Origin of the sequence: Acidisoma silvae (genome assembly GCF_020618775.1) — a bacterium.
In the GTDB taxonomy this organism is placed as follows: Bacteria; Pseudomonadota; Alphaproteobacteria; order Acetobacterales; family Acetobacteraceae; genus Acidisoma; species Acidisoma silvae.
This window is the reverse complement of record NZ_JAESVB010000003.1, coordinates 232,781-248,723: the sequence shown is the minus strand read 5'-3', so window position 1 is coordinate 248,723 and position 15,943 is coordinate 232,781. Positions and strand designations below refer to the sequence as shown.

At 62.8% G+C, this 15,943-nt stretch carries 18 protein-coding genes; 10 read left to right on the top strand and 8 right to left on the bottom strand.

Annotated elements, in window-relative coordinates:
* Window positions 1-65: 65 nt before the first annotated feature.
* The gene (locus tag ASILVAE211_RS09205) at window positions 66-512 is read right to left on the bottom strand and encodes a MerR family transcriptional regulator (RefSeq protein WP_227321010.1); all 447 of its coding nucleotides are present in this window, start codon (window positions 510-512) and stop codon (window positions 66-68) included.
* Between the two features lie 30 nt (window positions 513-542).
* On the opposite strand from ASILVAE211_RS09205, the gene ASILVAE211_RS09200 reads away from it, so the two are divergent.
* Window positions 543-1,484 (top strand): sulfotransferase family protein, encoded by a 942-nt coding sequence (locus tag ASILVAE211_RS09200; protein ID WP_227321009.1) that lies wholly within the window; start codon window positions 543-545, stop codon window positions 1,482-1,484.
* 260 nt (window positions 1,485-1,744) lie between these two features.
* On the opposite strand, the gene ASILVAE211_RS09195 is transcribed toward ASILVAE211_RS09200, so the two are convergent.
* Complete coding sequence (locus ASILVAE211_RS09195) at window positions 1,745-2,350, bottom strand: hypothetical protein (RefSeq protein WP_227321008.1); 606 nt, start codon at window positions 2,348-2,350, stop codon at window positions 1,745-1,747.
* A gap of 160 nt (window positions 2,351-2,510) precedes the next feature.
* Between ASILVAE211_RS09195 and ASILVAE211_RS09190 the strand changes: the two genes are divergently transcribed.
* From ASILVAE211_RS09190 to ASILVAE211_RS09170, 5 genes are all read left to right on the top strand, one after another.
* Window positions 2,511-3,257, top strand: a complete 747-nt coding sequence (locus tag ASILVAE211_RS09190; protein WP_227321007.1) for a 2-keto-4-pentenoate hydratase — start codon at window positions 2,511-2,513, stop codon at window positions 3,255-3,257.
* A gap of 66 nt (window positions 3,258-3,323) precedes the next feature.
* Window positions 3,324-4,205, top strand: coding sequence for an aldo/keto reductase (locus tag ASILVAE211_RS09185; protein WP_227321006.1), 882 nt, complete (start codon window positions 3,324-3,326; stop codon window positions 4,203-4,205).
* Between the two features lie 88 nt (window positions 4,206-4,293).
* The gene (locus ASILVAE211_RS09180; RefSeq protein WP_227321005.1) at window positions 4,294-5,286 is read left to right on the top strand and encodes an alpha/beta hydrolase family protein; all 993 of its coding nucleotides are present in this window, start codon (window positions 4,294-4,296) and stop codon (window positions 5,284-5,286) included.
* A gap of 124 nt (window positions 5,287-5,410) precedes the next feature.
* A complete protein-coding gene (locus tag ASILVAE211_RS09175) occupies window positions 5,411-6,166 on the top strand; it encodes an SDR family oxidoreductase (protein WP_227321004.1) in 756 nt (251 codons plus the stop codon).
* A gap of 12 nt (window positions 6,167-6,178) precedes the next feature.
* Window positions 6,179-7,219 (top strand): LacI family DNA-binding transcriptional regulator, encoded by a 1,041-nt coding sequence (locus ASILVAE211_RS09170; protein ID WP_227321003.1) that lies wholly within the window; start codon window positions 6,179-6,181, stop codon window positions 7,217-7,219.
* On the opposite strand, the gene ASILVAE211_RS09165 is transcribed toward ASILVAE211_RS09170, so the two are convergent.
* The 6 genes from ASILVAE211_RS09165 to ASILVAE211_RS09140 are packed head-to-tail and all read right to left on the bottom strand — an operon-like array spanning window position 7,193 to window position 11,452.
* Window positions 7,193-7,798 carry a nitrile hydratase subunit alpha gene (locus ASILVAE211_RS09165; protein WP_227321002.1) on the bottom strand — a complete coding sequence of 202 codons (606 nt, stop codon included), beginning with the start codon at window positions 7,796-7,798 and terminating at the stop codon, window positions 7,193-7,195. The two genes, ASILVAE211_RS09170 and ASILVAE211_RS09165, sit on opposite strands and share 27 nt — an antisense overlap.
* Window positions 7,798-8,076: an SH3-like domain-containing protein gene (locus ASILVAE211_RS09160; RefSeq protein WP_227321001.1), complete on the bottom strand. Its 279-nt coding sequence runs from the start codon at window positions 8,074-8,076 to the stop codon at window positions 7,798-7,800. Before ASILVAE211_RS09160 ends, ASILVAE211_RS09165 begins: the two co-directional genes overlap by 1 nt.
* A complete protein-coding gene (locus ASILVAE211_RS09155) occupies window positions 8,073-8,396 on the bottom strand; it encodes an SH3-like domain-containing protein (protein ID WP_227321000.1) in 324 nt (107 codons plus the stop codon). The genes ASILVAE211_RS09160 and ASILVAE211_RS09155 overlap by 4 nt, the downstream gene beginning before the upstream one ends.
* A gap of 24 nt (window positions 8,397-8,420) precedes the next feature.
* Complete coding sequence (locus ASILVAE211_RS09150; RefSeq protein WP_227320999.1) at window positions 8,421-9,470, bottom strand: alanine racemase; 1,050 nt, start codon at window positions 9,468-9,470, stop codon at window positions 8,421-8,423.
* Window positions 9,463-9,840, bottom strand: coding sequence for a RidA family protein (locus tag ASILVAE211_RS09145; protein ID WP_227320998.1), 378 nt, complete (start codon window positions 9,838-9,840; stop codon window positions 9,463-9,465). Before ASILVAE211_RS09145 ends, ASILVAE211_RS09150 begins: the two co-directional genes overlap by 8 nt.
* A 10-nt stretch (window positions 9,841-9,850) precedes the next feature.
* Window positions 9,851-11,452: an N-acyl-D-amino-acid deacylase family protein gene (locus ASILVAE211_RS09140; RefSeq protein ID WP_227320997.1), complete on the bottom strand. Its 1,602-nt coding sequence runs from the start codon at window positions 11,450-11,452 to the stop codon at window positions 9,851-9,853.
* Between the two features lie 110 nt (window positions 11,453-11,562).
* On the opposite strand from ASILVAE211_RS09140, the gene ASILVAE211_RS09135 reads away from it, so the two are divergent.
* The 4 genes from ASILVAE211_RS09135 to ASILVAE211_RS09120 all read left to right on the top strand — a co-directional run bounded on the left by ASILVAE211_RS09135 (window position 11,563) and on the right by ASILVAE211_RS09120 (window position 15,942).
* Window positions 11,563-12,339 (top strand): SDR family oxidoreductase, encoded by a 777-nt coding sequence (locus ASILVAE211_RS09135; protein ID WP_227320996.1) that lies wholly within the window; start codon window positions 11,563-11,565, stop codon window positions 12,337-12,339.
* 119 nt (window positions 12,340-12,458) lie between these two features.
* Window positions 12,459-13,688, top strand: coding sequence for an extracellular solute-binding protein (locus ASILVAE211_RS09130; protein WP_227320995.1), 1,230 nt, complete (start codon window positions 12,459-12,461; stop codon window positions 13,686-13,688).
* A gap of 107 nt (window positions 13,689-13,795) precedes the next feature.
* On the top strand, window positions 13,796-15,040 hold the full coding sequence (locus ASILVAE211_RS09125; protein WP_227320994.1) for an extracellular solute-binding protein: 1,245 nt from the start codon (window positions 13,796-13,798) through the stop codon (window positions 15,038-15,040).
* A 5-nt stretch (window positions 15,041-15,045) separates the two neighbouring features.
* The gene (locus tag ASILVAE211_RS09120) at window positions 15,046-15,942 is read left to right on the top strand and encodes a carbohydrate ABC transporter permease (protein ID WP_227320993.1); all 897 of its coding nucleotides are present in this window, start codon (window positions 15,046-15,048) and stop codon (window positions 15,940-15,942) included.
* Window position 15,943: the final 1 nt, after the last annotated feature.

The window sequence follows — 15,943 nt, the reverse complement described above, 5'->3', positions numbered from 1 at the left end:
TCGCAATGCAGCATGGCAAGCGTAAGGCCGGGAATGGCCAGTTTATGGCGACGAGCGGCCTTGTTTCAGGCGGCGATGGGGCCTGCCTGGTCGGCCAGTTCCTCGATGATCGGGCAGCCCGGACGATCGCTGGTTTCACAGGCATGGGCGAGGGAGCGCAAAGCCGCGCTGATTTCCGCGATCTCCCGGGCTTTCACTTCAAGCGCGGCGGCATGAGACAAGGCGAGTTTCTGAACTTCCGGCTTGGAGCGGCTTTCGTCCCGCCATAGAGCAAGCAGGTCACGCATCTGCTGCACGGAGAAGCCGAGATTGCGGGCCCGTTTGAGGAATCGCAGCGTCTGCACATCCATCTCGCCATAGCGGCGATAGCCGGCGGCGGAGCGGCCGGCCGGCGCGATCAGGGTCACGCGTTCATAATAGCGGATCATCTTGGCTGAGACGCCCGATGCCGCCGAGGCTTCACCGATATTCATCATGGTGGGAAGGATAGATTTGGAGCCGATAGCGGTCAACGAACGGGTCGGGTTTGACGCGCCCGGTGCATGGTCAAGCTGACGGGTTTAAGGCATGATCACAGTTTGGTGAGGGAAGCGCGTAACGCTGTGACAGACTGGTTTCAAATCAACGAGGAATTGCGCCGGATCGCGACGCGCCAAATATTTTTTGTTGGCGGTGCGCCCCGTTCGGGCACGACATGGCTGCAGCAGATCATCGACCAGCATCCGCAGGCCTCCTGCCGGGGCGAAGGGCTTTTCGCCAAGGAGATTTTCTCGCTGTTTGACGGTGTCATCGCTGCGCGCCGCAAATCGCTGGCGGCAAAAAATGCCGAGATCTTCAGCCATACCAAGGGTTATCCGCTTCCTGGCGATGGCGACAGCCGTTTTCTGGCGGCCAGCGCGATACTGCTGGCCCTTCATCAGCAGGCAGACGGACGTGATTGCCTGGCTTACGGCGAGAAGACGCCGGAAAACGTTTTTGCCTTTCCGGCATTCAAGCAGTTGTTCCCGCGCGCCAAGCTGATCACGATCCTGCGCGATCCCCGCGATCTCCTGACCTCGGCCTGGCATTTTTTCCAAGGGAAAAATGGGAAAAATGCCGATGAAGGCACAAAATTGGCCTTTTTCCAATCGGCGATATCGTCGATCAATCAGGGGATGCGCGTGACGCTCAACCTTCAGAAAGTTGATCCGTCATCATGCTGGATGGTGACCTATGAGCAGTTGCACCAGAACCCGGTGCCGCATGTCGAGGGCATTTTTCGCTTTCTGGGACTGGAAACGACGCCGGCTATCGTGGGCGGTTGTCTGGCCGCCACGCGGTTCGACAAAATGACCGGCGGCAGACCGGCGGGAGATAGCGCCAATGGGTCTTTTCTGCGCAAAGGCATTGTCGGCGACTGGCGGTCGACGCTCAGCCCCGCGATGAACGACCTGATTTTGCAGGAAACAGGCTGGGCTTTTCCGATTTTCGGATGGGTGCCGTAAAAGGCAATTGTTCACGCAACATGTATAAAAGAAGAAGGCCCAGGACGCGCGCGCATCCTGGGCCTTCAGCATTGTTGACGGCCGCTTTTCAGGGGGCCGGACGAGGAATTAGACGGCCGCGGAAACTCCGGCGGCGATCATCCAGGTCATAACACCCTGCGGCATCACACAATGAGACACTGGATCACCTCCTTTCAGTTGGTTTCGACTAAACGCAGTCTGTCACCCGCTTTCGCGCCGATGCAACAGAAATCGTGTTCTCAAAAATCCATCGTCAAAGCGGCCAGGAAATTATTGCCGCTAATCGCACTGTCCATGCTGTAGGCAAGGCCTTGCTCGGTCAGGCTTGCGATCAGCTTGACGCGATCACGCTCCATCAGCCGATAGCGCATCGTCACATCGACGTCATATTGGCCTGAGCGGCTGGTGGGGGGCGGTGCCAGCGCCGGGTCCTGCACCAGCACCACAGGAATGCCGGCCGTATCCGTGGGGCAGCCGACGACACCATGTTCCAGGGTCATCGGCGGTCCGGCCATGACGGCCGGATTAACACTGACGCCGGCCCGGATGCAGAGCGCGGGGTCGGGCGCTTCCTGCGGATGCACGAGGGCCACCGCAACCGTCACCGGTTTCGCGGGCGGCTTGGCAAAGAAGGGAATGCCCGCCTCGGCCGACAGCGCTGCAAGCAGCGCCAGGGCGCGGCTATCGGCATGCTTCGCCTTATAGACCTTGACGGTGCTGATGGTGACCTGAGCTGAAGACCCGTAGCCAATCGTCTGGGCTGACGCGGCGGCGGCCGGCAGCGTCAGCAGGGCGGTCACCAGCGCCGTTTTCCGCAAGGCGCGTCCAAATCGGGGCCAAAACATGGCAGCTCCAACACAATTTTGCCTCAATTGCGCCCTGGTGCCTTATTCTAACCATGAATTGCAATTCTAAACTTGCGGAATTCAGGCCTCACTTCGAAAGGCCCCTCCAAGCCTTTGAAACTGCTAAGTTAATGTTTATAAACTTTTGTTGCGGTGCAGTATGACATACGAGAGCAAGGCCCTGGCGGACCGGTTATTGGCCGCGCGCGCATCGGGCGAGCCCATTGCCCTGACGGAGGCCGAGACGCCGCTGACGGAGGCCAAGGGCTATGCCGTGCAGGCCGATGTCACCGCAGTCCTGGGCAAAATCGGTGGCTGGAAGGTTGGCGCAGCAGGCCCCGAGGCCGCGCCTTCCTGCGCGCCGCTGCCCGCATCGGGCATTCTGCCCTCTGGCACCACGCTCGACGCGCGTTTCACGGACCGTCTGGTGGAATCCGAAATTGCCTTCAAGCTGGCGGCCGATCTGCCGCCGCGCCCGCTTCCTTATACTCGTGCCGAGATTATCGCTGCCATCTGGAGCTGCCATCCCGTTATCGAAGTCGTGCAATGGCGCCTGCGCGATTACGCGACGGCGACCAACCCGATGAAGCTTGCGGACAGCGTCGGTCATGGCGCGCTGATCGTGGGTGACGCGGTTCCAGGCTGGCAGGACGTGGATTTTCCCAATCTCACTGTGACGCAGGCAATCGAGGGCGTGGAGCCTAAGCTTGGCCTCGGCAATCCTTGCGGCGACATGATCCGCCTCATCGTCTGGCTGGCGGATGTGGGTGCCGTCTGGGCTGGTGGCCTCAAGGCCGGGCAGATCATAACCTGCGGGTCCTGGACCGGCTGCCTGCCGGCCCCCACCGGGGCCGGTGTGCAGGTGACATTTGCGGGACAGAGCCCTGTGTCGGTGCGTTTCTCCTGACCCTAGCCTTAACGGCTGCTGCTATCCTTCCCACTTTCCGTTCGAACCCGACAGCAGGAGAAGACAATGGCAGCAGCCAATGCACGCGACGCCGGCCAGTTCACGATCGGCGGCGATCTGAAGGTAACGCGCCTCGGCTTCGGCGCCATGCGCATCACAGGCAAGGGCATTTGGAACCAGCCCACCGATATCCCTGAAGCGAAGCGCGCGCTGGCGGCACTCAGCGACCATGGCATCGATTTCATCGATACGGCCGATAGCTACGGGCCCTTCGTCAGCGAAGAGCTGATCGCCGAGGTGCTGGCGCCCTATAAGGGCCTGACGGTCGCGACCAAGGGCGGCCTCACGCGCCACGGCCCGGATATCTGGATGCCCGTCGGGCGCCCGGAATATCTGCGCCAATGCGTGCTGATGAGCCTGCGCCGCCTGAAGCTGGAGAAGATCGACCTGTGGCAGCTGCACCGGATCGACGCGAAAGTGCCGGCCGAGGAGCAGTTCGGCGTCATCGCCGCGATGCAGACGGAAGGGCTGATCCGCCATGTGGGGTTGAGCGAGGTTTCGGTCGAGCAGATTGAGGCCGCGCAGAAACACTTTCCGGTCGTGACCGTGCAGAACCAGTACAACCTCGTGAACCGCAAAAGCGAGGCCGTGCTGGATTATTGCGAGCAGAAGGGTATCGGCTTCATCCCCTGGGCGCCGCTGGGCTCCGGCCATCTGGCAAAACCCGGTTCGGTGCTCACCAAGATTGCGGAAAAACTTGGCACAGGCCCCAGCCAGGTGGCGCTTGCCTGGGTGCTGAAGCGGTCGCCGGTCATGCTGCCGATCCCCGGCACCGGCAGCACCGCGCATCTGGCGGAGAATGTCGCCGGCGCCTCGATCCATCTCAGCGACGAGGATTTCGCGGCGCTCGACGCCCAGGGCCAAGGGGAATACGCCAAAAGCGTCTAAGTCCAGCCTTCGGGCATGACGGCTCTTGCGTCGCGTCGCCCTGCGCGGATAAGGCTGGTGCGATAAAAACGGCCGCCAAGAGACCGTCATGCTGAAACGCCTCTTTGTCCTGTGCTTCGCCTGCGTCGTTCTGCCGGCCGTCTCGGCCTGTGCGGCTGAACCGGCAGTGACGGAACGCCGGGTGACGGCAGACGGCCTGGTCGGCAATTTCTTCCGCCCATCCGGTGTTGAAACCGCCATACCGGCCGTTTTGGTTATCGGCGGGTCGGAAGGCGGGCTCAATCCCGCTGTCACCCGCCAAGCAAGGTTGATCGCGCAGCACGGGATGGCCGCCCTGCAACTGGCCTATTTCGGTATGTCCCCCTTGCCGGACACGCTGCAACTGATTCCCGTCGAATATTTTATGCGGGCGGTGCAGTGGTTGCAGGCGCAGCCTGGCATTGATCCCGCGCGCATTGCGATCCTCGGCACATCGGTCGGAGGCGAGGCGGCATTGCTCGTCGCGTCCCATGACACGGCTGTGCGTGCCGTGGTGGCGGCGGTGCCATCGGGCATCGTTTGGCAGGGTATCGGGCCGTGGGGCATGGTGAAGCCCGCTTCCAGCTTTTCCTGGCAAGGCCGTGCGTTGCCGGATCTACCCCATCCCACCGGTGAGCCTGGCGATACCTTCGACCGCTATGCCTCCGGTCTGAACGGTTTGCCGGCGCACCGCGACGCCATCATGGACCTCGCGCAGATCGACGGTTCGGTGATGATGGTCTGCGGCGGGCGGGATGCTGTCTGGCCGTCCTGCCCCATGGTAGCGATGGCCGCCCGCCAGTTGAAGGCGGCGCATTTTACCCATGTGGTGGAGATTTTCGCTTTCCCGCATGCGGGGCATGCGGTTTTCGGTCCACCGATATTGCCGGCGGCACTATCCAATCCCGATTTTGTGGACCTCGGCAGTCTTGGTGGCACGGCAAGCACCAATAATGCGGCCCGCGCCGTCGTCTGGCCCGCCTTCTTCATTTTTCTGGACAAAGCTTTTGGCGAAAGAACGGTTGCGAGCGCGACGCCCGCGGGCCGTTCTGCCTCGCCCTGACCCGGTTGCGCGTAACGGCGCTTGATCTATACAGATTAACGACAAGATCTTGTTTCAATAAGACAAAAAGCGACGACGCGGTTCGGGGGCGTTTCCTCTCCGGCTGCCGAGGGAGAGAGACCGGATGACAAGCATAGCAGTGCCGGGACGGTTCAAGGATCAGGTCGCGGTCGTGACCGGCGGCGCGGCCGGCATCGGCCTCGCCATTGCCGCGCGCATCCGGCAGGAGGGCGGGCGGGTCAGCCTGTGGGATCGTGATGCCGCGCGGCTTGACGCGGCCCGCGCCGAAATCGGCGCCGACCATGTTGTGGCGCTCGACATCGCCGATGCGGATGCGGTGTCAAAGGCAGCGCAGTCCACGGCCGCCGATCTCGGCAGCATCGATATTCTGGTGTGCAGCGCCGGCATCACGGGGCCGAATGTGACGCTGGCGGATTATCCGGTGGATGACTGGAAACGCGTCATCGACGTCAATCTGAACGGGCTTTTCTATTGCAACAAGGCCGTGGTGCCGTTCATGACGACGCGCGGCTATGGGCGTATCGTCAATATCGCCTCCATCGCCGGTAAGGAAGGCAACCCGAATGCCTCCGCTTACAGCGCCTCGAAGGCAGCCGTCATCGGGCTCACGAAATCGCTCGGCAAGGAATTGGCCAAGACCGAGATCCGCGTCAATTGCGTTACCCCGGCAGCCATCCGCACGGCGATTTTCGACCAGATGAGCCAGGTGCATATCGATTTCATGCTGTCCAAGATTCCGGTCGGCCGCTTCGGGGAGATCGCGGAGGCCGTGTCCCTCGTCTGCTGGCTGGCGAGTCGGGAAGCGTCCTTCAGCACGGGGGCTGTCTTTGACGTTTCCGGCGGGCGGGCGACCTATTGACCGTGATCCATCATGGCTAAGTCAACCGCCCGTATCGGCCGTAAACAGCTTCCACCTGCGACGATCACGCTGAAACATGTGGCGGAACGCGCCGGCGTTTCGCCCATTACCGTCAGCCGCGTCATCAACACGCCGGACGCCGTGTCCGAAAACCTGCGGGAGAAGGTGGCGGTCGCCATTGAAGCGCTGGGCTATGTGCCCAATCGGGTGGCCGGCGCGCTCGCCTCCGCCAAAAGCCGCGTCGTGCCGATCATCGTGCCGTCGCTCAGCAATATCGTGTTTCTGGAAGTGATCCAGGGCGCGCAGGATGTTCTGGATGCCGCCGGCTTCCAACTGCTGCTGGGTGATACGCAATTCGATCTGGAGCGCGAGCAGGCGCTGGCCAATACGCTGCTCGGCTGGTCGCCTGCCGGCATGATCATCGCCGGGCTGCGCCATACCGAGCGGACGCGCGCCATGCTGCGGAGCTGGCACAGGCCGGTGGTGGAGGTGATGGAATATGGCGCCAGGCCGATCGACATGAATGTCGGCCTGTCCCATTACAAGGCGGGTGACGCCATGGGCGAACATCTCGTCTCGCGCGGCTATCGCAACATCGCTTTCGTCGGGGCGCGCCTGAAGGCGGATTACCGCGCCACGCAGCGCTTCAAGGGTCTGGAACGCTGTCTGAAGCGGCACGGGCTGCTATGCCGTCCTCCCTTCAGCCAGGACGCGATATCAAGCGTTGAACTGGGCGGTGACGCGCTCATGCGTCTGCTCGATATGGATAAGAAGCTGGATGCGATCTTTTTCGCCAATGATGATCTGGCAATCGGCGCCATTCTGCGCGCGCAGCGGGAAGGCATTGCCGTACCGAAGCGGATCGCCATTGCCGGTTTCAACGGTCTTAGCCTTGGTCCGCTGGTGCAGCCGTCGCTGACGACGATCATGTCGCCCCGGCAGCGCATCGGCCAAATTGCGGCGACCAAATTGCTGGCCCGCATCCACGGACGCGACAGTGGCGCGGCGACGGTCGATGTGGGTTTCTCACTTCGCGAGGGTGGCAGTACCTGACGGCAGTTGGGGGGTGGTAACGCCGATCATGTCGCCTTCCCGCACCAGGCCGGCGAGCGCCGCTTCAGACCAGCCGCGTGTGCCCATGGGGCGTACGGGCAGCACCATCCAGCGATAATCGGCCGTGCTGTCGACGACGCGCAGTGCCACATCATCGCCCAGGACCGTGCCCCATTCAGCCAGAAGGCGGCGCGGGTCACGCACAGCGCGGGCGCGATAGCTGTTCGACTTGAACCAGAAGGGCGGATAGCCCAGCACGGCGCGCGGATAGCAACTGCACAGCGTGCAGACGACAAGGTGATGCTGCGTGCGGGTATTTTCCAATACGCCGAGTGGCGGCATGCCGCGCATGGGAATGCCGAGGGACTCGGCCGCACGCGCGCCGTCCGTCAGCATCAGGGTACGAAATTCGGGATCGACCCAGGCTTTGGCCACCATGGCGGCGCCGCGCGCCGGGGTGGCGGCATCGGTGATGGTGATGCGCTCGGCGATTTCGGCCGCTGTCGTAATGCCTTTGGCGGCGAGCAGGGAGCGGAGTGCCGTCAGAAGCCGGTCATGATCGACGTCGGATGTCTGCATCACACGGGCTCCAGCCAGGGTTCGTAGAGTTCGACCAGTATCTCGGCCTTCGGCTTGCCGTCGCCCCATAGGGAAGAGGCGTCGAAGACGACGTGATACAGCGACAGGCGCCTTGCTTTGCGGCCGAAGGCGAGATCCTCGGGATTGGGAAAATCGCCTAAGTGGCGCTGCACGGTGCCGGTGGCGCCGCGCAGGTAATGCGGCGTGCGGATATGGCAGGGGCCGCGCGTCTCCGGCCAGTCATCCCGCACGCGCACGCGCTGGCCCGCCGCGATCATGGGATATCCTTCATCGCCTGGGCCAGTTCGGCCTGGGTGAAGACACCCTTCTGCAGCAAGGTCGCGGTCATCGAGAGCAGCCAGCGCTGATAGTAGGAGAGGCGCAGATAATCGGCTTCCGGCAGCGCCTCGATGCCGCGCCGCAACTCATCGACGGACATGACGGATTTGGCGCCGAGCAGCTGGCGGATGGCATCGACCTCGCGATCGAAATCGGTCAGCTCATGCGGTTCGGTATCGACCGCTTCGCACATATAGCGGGATACCCCGCCCATATCGTGCAGGGCGCGGGGCACATCCTTGTCCGCCAGTTCGGTCATCGCATGATCCTCACCGGGTGTTCCTCACCGGGTCAACCCGCGGGCGGCCACCGGCCAGACTGCTTCCACCTGACCGTTGCGGATCGCCACGACATCGTTGTGCAGATTGGTGACGACACAAACATGGTTGGGCAGGATCAGCAGGCGGTCGCCGATCTTAGGCTTCATCTCGGATTGGCTGAGATCGACCATGCCATGTTCCTCGGTCACGCGTTCGATCACGGCGTCGGGATAGTCGAGGATGAGGCCGTAGCCGGGAACCTTGCCGCCGGGCATGACATCGCTGGACAGCGTTTTCGAACCGCAGTCGATCACCGCGCGATGCGGTTCCGGCCGGCTGATGACGGTGGCAATGATGTGGAGCGCGCAATCCGCCAGTGTCGCGGCCTCGGCTTCGACCATCATGCGGTCATTATAGATATAGGTGCCGACGCGCATTTCGGTGATGGCCGGGGTTTCATGCGTGCTGTCCCAGCCCGGCGTGCCGCCGCTGGAAACGATGGGCAGCGCTACGCCGGCGTCCTTCACCGCCTGAATGAAAGGGCCGGTCAGGGGGGTATTGCGATAGGTCATGAGCCCGTCGAAGCGCAGGCCCGGTACCTCTTTCACGGCGGCAATGAGGTCCAGCGCCTCGGCGACCGAAACGACGCCAGTGCGCTTCTGGCCGCTGTCGAATTCCACCAACACGCCGATCGGCGCATGAGCCTCACGGGCGGCGGCGGCCAGCGTGTCCAGTGCCAGCTTATTGTCGATGGCGACGCGCATCTTGGCCAGCAGCGTCAGCGCCGCCAGACGGCGCGCCTTTCCGGCACCGATCAGCGGATAGGAGATGAGAATATCGTCCAGCCCGGCGGAGGCCATGACCTCGGCCTCGCCCAGCTTCTGGCAGGTGATGCCGACCGCGCCCAGGTCCATCGCCCGCTGGGCGAAGACCGGCAGCTTATGCGTCTTGATATGCGGGCGCAGGGCGATGCCATGGCGGTTGGCGTAATCCTGCATCCGAATCAGATTCCGCTCGACCACATCGAGGTCGATGACGGGAACGGGCGTGTCGAGCTGTGGTAGATCAGTCATGGGACAGAACCGCGATGCAATCGACTTCGACCTGAATACCGTTGAGCTGGCAGCCGACGGTCGTGCGGGCCGGCGGGGCTGCCGGAAAGAATTCTGTGTAAATTGTGTTCCACTCGCGGAAGCGGGTGACGTCGCTGAGATAGCAGTTGATCTTCACGACATCGTCTAGGCTGCTGCCCGCGCCCGTCAGGATGGTCTGTAGATTGGTCAGGGTCTGCCGCACCTGGCCCGCGAAATCATCCGGCATGATGCCCGTCTTGGGCTCGGTCGGGCCTTGGCCCGAGACGAAGACGAAGCCGTTGGCGACAACGGCGTGGGAATAATGGCCGCCTGCCTTCGCGGCGCCGTCGATCATGAGAGCCTGACGCATGGTGTCGTTCCTATCCTCGTCCTAAAACCTTGCCGGGCAGCCGGCCCGTTATCTGTCCGTCCGCGACCGCCGCCTGACCTGCGACCCAGACATCCGAAATGCCAGAGGGCGCCTGCACCGGGTCTTCGAATGTCGCGTGATCGGTGACGGCATCTTCGAACAGCACCATATCGGCAATCATGCCGGGGCGCAGCAGGCCACGGCTATGCAGGCTGAAACGCTGGGCCGCCACGCTGGTCATGCGGCGCACCGCATCTTCCAGCGTGAACCAGCCCTTGTCGCGGCGCAACGGCCCGATGAGGCGGGGAAAGGTGCCGAAGGCGCGGGGGTGCGGGCGCGTGCCTGGGCGCGGCAGGCCGTCGGACCCCACCATATGCAGCCGATGGCAGCAGGCGGCGTGCAGGTCGTCTTCGCTTTGCTGGAACATGACAATGGCGGTCTGGCCTTCATCCTCTTCCACAAAACGCACCAGAAGATCGAAAGGATCGATACCCAGCTGTGCCGCCGCCGCATCCATGCGGCTGCCTTCCAGCGATTTCAGGCTTGGATTGGTGACGCCCGATATCAGCACATTGCCCCAGCCGATCAGAGAGATTTTCGACTGGATATGGGTATCGCCACCCTGGCCGTCTTCCACCCATTGTTTCAAGGCCGCGTGTTGTGCGGGGTTCCGCAAGCGTGCGCGTAGCGCGTCGAGCCCGCCTTCCTGCGCCGATGGCGGCAGCAGTTGCAGCATGTAGGAACTGCCGGCGGGATAGGGATACATGTCGAAGCTGATATCGATCCCTTCCGCGCGGGTCTGTTCCAGCAGTGCCAGCGCCTTGGGGATCTGGCCCCAGTTCGGCCGGCCGGCCGATTGCAGGTGAGACAGCAGGCCCGGCACGCGGCTGTCGCGCAGGATGGTGATGAATTCCGCGATGGAGCGCAGAAGGCTGGCCTCATAGCTCCGCACATGGGCGGCCAGGATGCCGCCTTCGTCTCGCACCGTCTCGGCAAGGGCGACAAGTTCGGGCAGTTCCGCGAAAGCGCTGGGCGGATAGACGAGGCCGAGGGACAGTCCGGCGGCGCCGGCGCGAATCTGCGGTGCCAGCAGCACCTGCATGGCGCGGATTTCGTCCGGCGTCGCGGGCCGTTTCTCATAGCCCATCACGGCGAGGCGCAGGGCCGCGTGGCCGACGAGAGAAACGAGGTTCAGCGCAATGCCGGGGTTTTCCAGGGCGGTCTTGTAGCCGCCGAAATCCGCAAAAACCTCCTCGCGCGCGGTTTCTCCCAGAAGGCCGGAAAAATGGCCGCGCAGCAGGTCCACTGCATGGGGCGGGGCCGGATAGAGCGAAAAACTGCAATTGCCGGTAACGATGGAGGTGACACCCTGCCTTGCCTTTTCGGGCCGCTCGCGTTCGCGCAGGAAGGCGAGATCGTCATGGCAATGGGCGTCGATGAAGCCCGGGGCGAGATAGCGGTCTGCGGCATCCAGCACATCGGCCCCCGTTTTGGGCAGGTTGGTGCCGATGCCAGCGATCCGCCCGCCCGAGACGCGCAGGTCGCCACGAAACCACGGCGCACCGGTGCCATCAATGATACGCGCGCCGGTCACGACCAGATCCTGTGTCATCGCCAATCTCCTCGGGGCCAGAGCCTATACGCACCCGTTCGCCTCGGCCATGGTGCCCAGGCTTTGTTGATGGACGCTTTGTTGATGGACGACAGGATAGGGAGACAAGCATGAGCGCGCAGCGATGGGCCTTCATCACCGGGGCCGGCGGCGATATCGGCGGCGCCACGGCGGCACTTCTGGCCCAGCGTGGCTGGGGCGTGATCTGCGCCGATATCGACGGGGCTAAGGCCGAGGCGCGGGCGGCGGCCATCCGTGCCGAAGGCGGCGCGGCGCAGGCCATGACGCTCGACGTAACAGATGAGGCGGCGGTGAATGAGGCTGCCCGAGCGGCCTTGGCCATCGGCGACGTGCGCGCGCTGATCAACAATGCCGGGCGTGCTTTCGGCGCCAATATGCGCGTGATGGATTACGCGACCTGGCGGCGGGATATGCTGCTCAATCTCGACAGCGCTTATCTGTGCATTAGCGCATTCCAGGATCATTTGCTCAAGCAAGGCGGATCGATCGTCAATATGGGCTCGGTCAACGGTCTCGGCATGTTCGGCCATCCTGCCTATAGCGCTGCCAAGGCAGGCCTTATGCATCTGACGCGGGTGCTGGCGGTGGAATTCGGCGACAGAGGCGTGCGGGTGAATGCGGTCGCGCCGGGTACGGTCAGGACACAAGCCTGGGACGAAAGGCTCGCCGCCAATCCGGCCGTCTTCGATGAGCTGACAGCCTGGTATCCGTTGCGGAAAGTCGCGGTTCCTGCCGATGTCGCGGCGGCCGTCGCCTTTCTGGTGTCCGACGATGCCGCGCATATTACGGGTGTTATTCTGCCTGTGGATGGCGGCATCAGCGCGGGCGTTACGAAACTGTACCAGTCGATCACGCAACAGCAATAGGATCGGCGCTGTCGCTGGCGCGCGCAAAAAATCGTTGCATGGCAGCTATACAAGCCCGGCGGAGCGCGCCTACACTCCGCCCCGGTTTCCGCCAGCCATCTGCAACACAAGGGTTTTTCATGCGCATCGCCTGTCGTTCCTTCGCAGTCGCCGGCATCATGGCGGCTGCGGCCCTTGGCCTTTTGACGACGGCGGCATCCGCCACCACGCTCAATCTGGTCGTCGCCGATTACGGCACCGGGCCGAAGGACACGAGCCAGATCTATTGGCAGAAGATTGCGGATGATTTCCATGCGGTGAACCCGTCCATCACCGTGAAGGTGCAGACCATCAACTGGAATGATTTCGACACCAAGGTGCAGACCATGGTGCAGAATCGCCAGTATCCGGACATCACGGAAGGCGACTATTTCTCGAATTATGCGCAGGAAGGCCTGCTGTACAAGGTCAGCGACGTCTTCACCGATCCGTCCAACCTGATGCCGGTCTTCAAGGATCTCGGCAGCTATAACGGCGTGCAATACGGCTTGCCGTTCACCACCAGCGCCCGCGCGCTGTTCTATAACAAGGCGATCTTCGCCGAAGCCGGCATCACCAATCCGCCCAAGACCTGGGAAGAAATCCAGACTGACGCGGCCAAGATCGAGGCCAAAGGCAAGATCGGCTTCGGCCTGCCGCTGGGGCCTGAGGAAGCACAGGCTGAGACGTTGCTGTGGTTCCTGGGCAATGGCGGCGCCTATCAGGATGGCGGCAAATGGGTGATCGATAGCCCGCAGAACGTGCAGACCCTGCAATTCATGACGCAACTGGTGAAGGCGGGCGATACCGAGCCCAATCCCGGCACCAAGAACCGCACCGACCTGTTCAACGAATTCGCCCAGGGCCAGATCGGCATGATGAACGGCGAGGTCGCATTGCTGCCGATGATCACGGCGGCCAATGTGCTGAAGCCGGGTGACCTTGGCACCACCGGCATTGCCGGCCGCACCGGCCCGATCGACAAGACGCTGGGCGTCTGCGATTTCGTGGCTGCCTTCAAGACCGACGGCACCAAGCAGGTCGCCATCAAGAAGTTCCTCGATTTCGCCTTCCAGGACAAATACCAGCTCGATTTCGTGCATATGTATCTGGAACTGCCGGGTACGACCTCGGCGGCCGAGGCATTGGCCAAGACCGATGCGACGCTGGCGCCCTTCGTGAAGGCACTGCCGAATGCGGTGCAATATCCGAATGATCCGGTCTGGGCGCAGGTCAAGACGCAGATCCAGCAGATCATCGGCACGGCCATTGGCCCTGACCCGAAACCCGTTCTGACGACGATCCAGCAGACTGCCCTGAAGGGCAGCTGAGGCAAGACGCACGGACGCCGCGACCACCGGCGTCCTTGCTATACAACAGGGCGGAGCCGCGCCTAGAGTTCGGCCCGCCAAGAAAAACACCAGGAGAAAGGTCCCCCATGCGCCTCACCTGTCGTACCTTCCTCGCCGGCGGCCTGTCCGCGGCACTCGCTCTGACCTTTGGCCTGCTCGGGCCTGTCTCCGCCCATGCGGATACGGTGCTGACGGTGGTGGCCGCCGATTACGGCACCGGCCCTAAGGACAGCAGCCAGATCTATTGGCAGAAGATCGCCGATGATTTCCATGCGGCGAATCCGTCGATCACGGTGAAGGTGCAGACCGTCAACTGGAACGATTTCGATACCAAGATCCAGACGATGGTGCAGAACCGGCAATATCCGGACATCACCGAGGGCGACTATTTCTCCAACTACGCGCAGGAAGGCCTGCTCTATAAAGTCAGCGACGTGATGACCGATCCGTCGAACCTGATGCCGGCCTTCACCAAACTGGGCAGCTATCAGGGCGCCCAATACGGCATGCCCTTCACCACCAGTTCGCGCACGCTGTTCTATAACAAGAAGCTCTTCGCCGAGGCCGGCATCGCCGGGGCGCCCACGACCTGGGACGAGCTGATGACGGATGCCGGCAAGATCGCCGCCAAGGGCCATATCGGCTACGGCATGCCGCTGGGGCCGGAAGAGGCGCAGGCCGAGACGCTGCTGTGGCTGTTGGGCAATGGCGGCGGCTATCAGGACGCCAGCGGCAAATGGACCATCAACAGCCCGCAGAATGTCGAGACGCTTGAGTTCATGACCAAGCTGGTCAAGGCCGGCGATACCGAACCCAACCCCGGCACCAAGAACCGCGCCGCCATTCTGGAGCAATTCGCCCAGGGTCAGATCGGTATCGTCAACGGCATCACGACGCTGCTGCCGATCATCAAAAGCGCCGGTGCGCTGACCGATGCCGATTGGGGCACCGCCCCCATCACCGGCAAGGCCGGTCCGCTGGACAGCACGTTGGGCGTTTGCGACTTCATGGCCGCCTTCAAGACCGATGGGTCCAAGCAGGCAGCGATCAAGAAGTTCATCGATTTCGCGCTGAGCGACAAATACCAGATCGCCTTCTCGCAGGAATATAACCTGCTGCCGGGCACCGTTTCGGGTGCCGCCGCCTTCTCGAAGCTCGATCCGGCGCTGGCCCCCTTCATGGCGGCGCTGCCCAAGGCTGTTCAATACCCGAGCGATACCGTCTGGGCGCAGGTGAAGACGCAGATCCAGCAGCAGATCGGCACGGCCATCGGACCGGACCCGAAAAGCGTGCTGGATAGCCTGCAGCAGACCGCCGAGAAGGGCGAATAAGAGGCGTGTCGGCCAGCCGCTTGCGGGCTTCCAGCTTCGCGCCTTTGCTCTGGGTCGGGCCGGCGATGGCATTGATTGCCCTCGTCGTGCTCTGGCCTGTCGTGATCATGATCCGCACGGCCTTCCAGCATATCAGCCCGGATGGTTTCATCCTGGGCTGGGCCGGCTGGCGGAATTTCCGCTACCTGTTCGAGGAGCCAGACCTTTACGGCATCCTGATCCGGACTGTGATCTGGGTCATCGTCGTGGTGGCGGCGACGATGCTGATCTCCCTGGCCATGGCGCAGCTCTTCAACCAGAACTTTCCGGGGCGGCGCGTCGCCCGCTGGGCGCTGATCGCGCCCTGGGCCGCGTCGGTCATGATGACGTCCATCGTCTTCCGCTGGGCGCTGGACCCCAATAACGGCGTCATCAACGTCTTTCTGCACGATATCGGCTGGCTCGCCCGCTTCAACACCGATGCGTCCGATTGGCTGGGCAGCCCGGGCACCGCTTTCGCCTGGATGATGGTGGTCGCGGTCTTCGTCTCCATCCCCTTCGCGACCTATGCGCTGCTGGCCGGGCTTCAAAGCATCCCGACCGATATCTATGAGGCAGCGAAGGTCGATGGGGCCGGCGCCTGGCGCACCTACCGCACCATTACCCTGCCGCTGCTGCGCCCTGCCTTCGTGGTGGCGCTGCTCATCAACGTCATCAACGTTTTTAATTCCTTCCCCATCATCTGGGAAATGACGCGCGGCGGCCCCGGCCATCAGACGAGTACGACGACGACGTTCATGTATCAGCTCAAGCAGAGCTATATCGGCGAATCCGCCGCCATGTCGGTGCTGAACTTCGCCCTCGTGATGATCGTAGTCATGCTCTATCTGCGCGCCACGGCAAAACGGCGGGAGGATATCTGAC

Excerpts from the sequence above, each read along its gene's own strand:
- ASILVAE211_RS09155 (WP_227321000.1), bottom strand. The coding sequence starts at position 8,396 with ATGACCGAACTGGCGGACAAGGATGTGCCCCGCGCCCTGCACGATATG.
- ASILVAE211_RS09185 (WP_227321006.1), top strand. The coding sequence starts at position 3,324 with ATGGCAGCAGCCAATGCACGCGACGCCGGCCAGTTCACGATCGGCGGC.
- ASILVAE211_RS09140 (WP_227320997.1), bottom strand. The coding sequence starts at position 11,452 with ATGACACAGGATCTGGTCGTGACCGGCGCGCGTATCATTGATGGCACC.
- ASILVAE211_RS09190 (WP_227321007.1), top strand. The coding sequence starts at position 2,511 with ATGACATACGAGAGCAAGGCCCTGGCGGACCGGTTATTGGCCGCGCGC.
- ASILVAE211_RS09195 (WP_227321008.1), bottom strand. The coding sequence starts at position 2,350 with ATGTTTTGGCCCCGATTTGGACGCGCCTTGCGGAAAACGGCGCTGGTG.
- ASILVAE211_RS09165 (WP_227321002.1), bottom strand. The coding sequence starts at position 7,798 with ATGCAGACATCCGACGTCGATCATGACCGGCTTCTGACGGCACTCCGC.
- ASILVAE211_RS09175 (WP_227321004.1), top strand. The coding sequence starts at position 5,411 with ATGACAAGCATAGCAGTGCCGGGACGGTTCAAGGATCAGGTCGCGGTC.
- ASILVAE211_RS09200 (WP_227321009.1), top strand. The coding sequence starts at position 543 with ATGGTCAAGCTGACGGGTTTAAGGCATGATCACAGTTTGGTGAGGGAA.
- ASILVAE211_RS09170 (WP_227321003.1), top strand. The coding sequence starts at position 6,179 with ATGGCTAAGTCAACCGCCCGTATCGGCCGTAAACAGCTTCCACCTGCG.
- ASILVAE211_RS09125 (WP_227320994.1), top strand. The coding sequence starts at position 13,796 with ATGCGCCTCACCTGTCGTACCTTCCTCGCCGGCGGCCTGTCCGCGGCA.
- ASILVAE211_RS09130 (WP_227320995.1), top strand. The coding sequence starts at position 12,459 with ATGCGCATCGCCTGTCGTTCCTTCGCAGTCGCCGGCATCATGGCGGCT.
- ASILVAE211_RS09145 (WP_227320998.1), bottom strand. The coding sequence starts at position 9,840 with ATGCGTCAGGCTCTCATGATCGACGGCGCCGCGAAGGCAGGCGGCCAT.
- ASILVAE211_RS09135 (WP_227320996.1), top strand. The coding sequence starts at position 11,563 with ATGAGCGCGCAGCGATGGGCCTTCATCACCGGGGCCGGCGGCGATATC.
- ASILVAE211_RS09160 (WP_227321001.1), bottom strand. The coding sequence starts at position 8,076 with ATGATCGCGGCGGGCCAGCGCGTGCGCGTGCGGGATGACTGGCCGGAG.
- ASILVAE211_RS09150 (WP_227320999.1), bottom strand. The coding sequence starts at position 9,470 with ATGACTGATCTACCACAGCTCGACACGCCCGTTCCCGTCATCGACCTC.
- ASILVAE211_RS09180 (WP_227321005.1), top strand. The coding sequence starts at position 4,294 with ATGCTGAAACGCCTCTTTGTCCTGTGCTTCGCCTGCGTCGTTCTGCCG.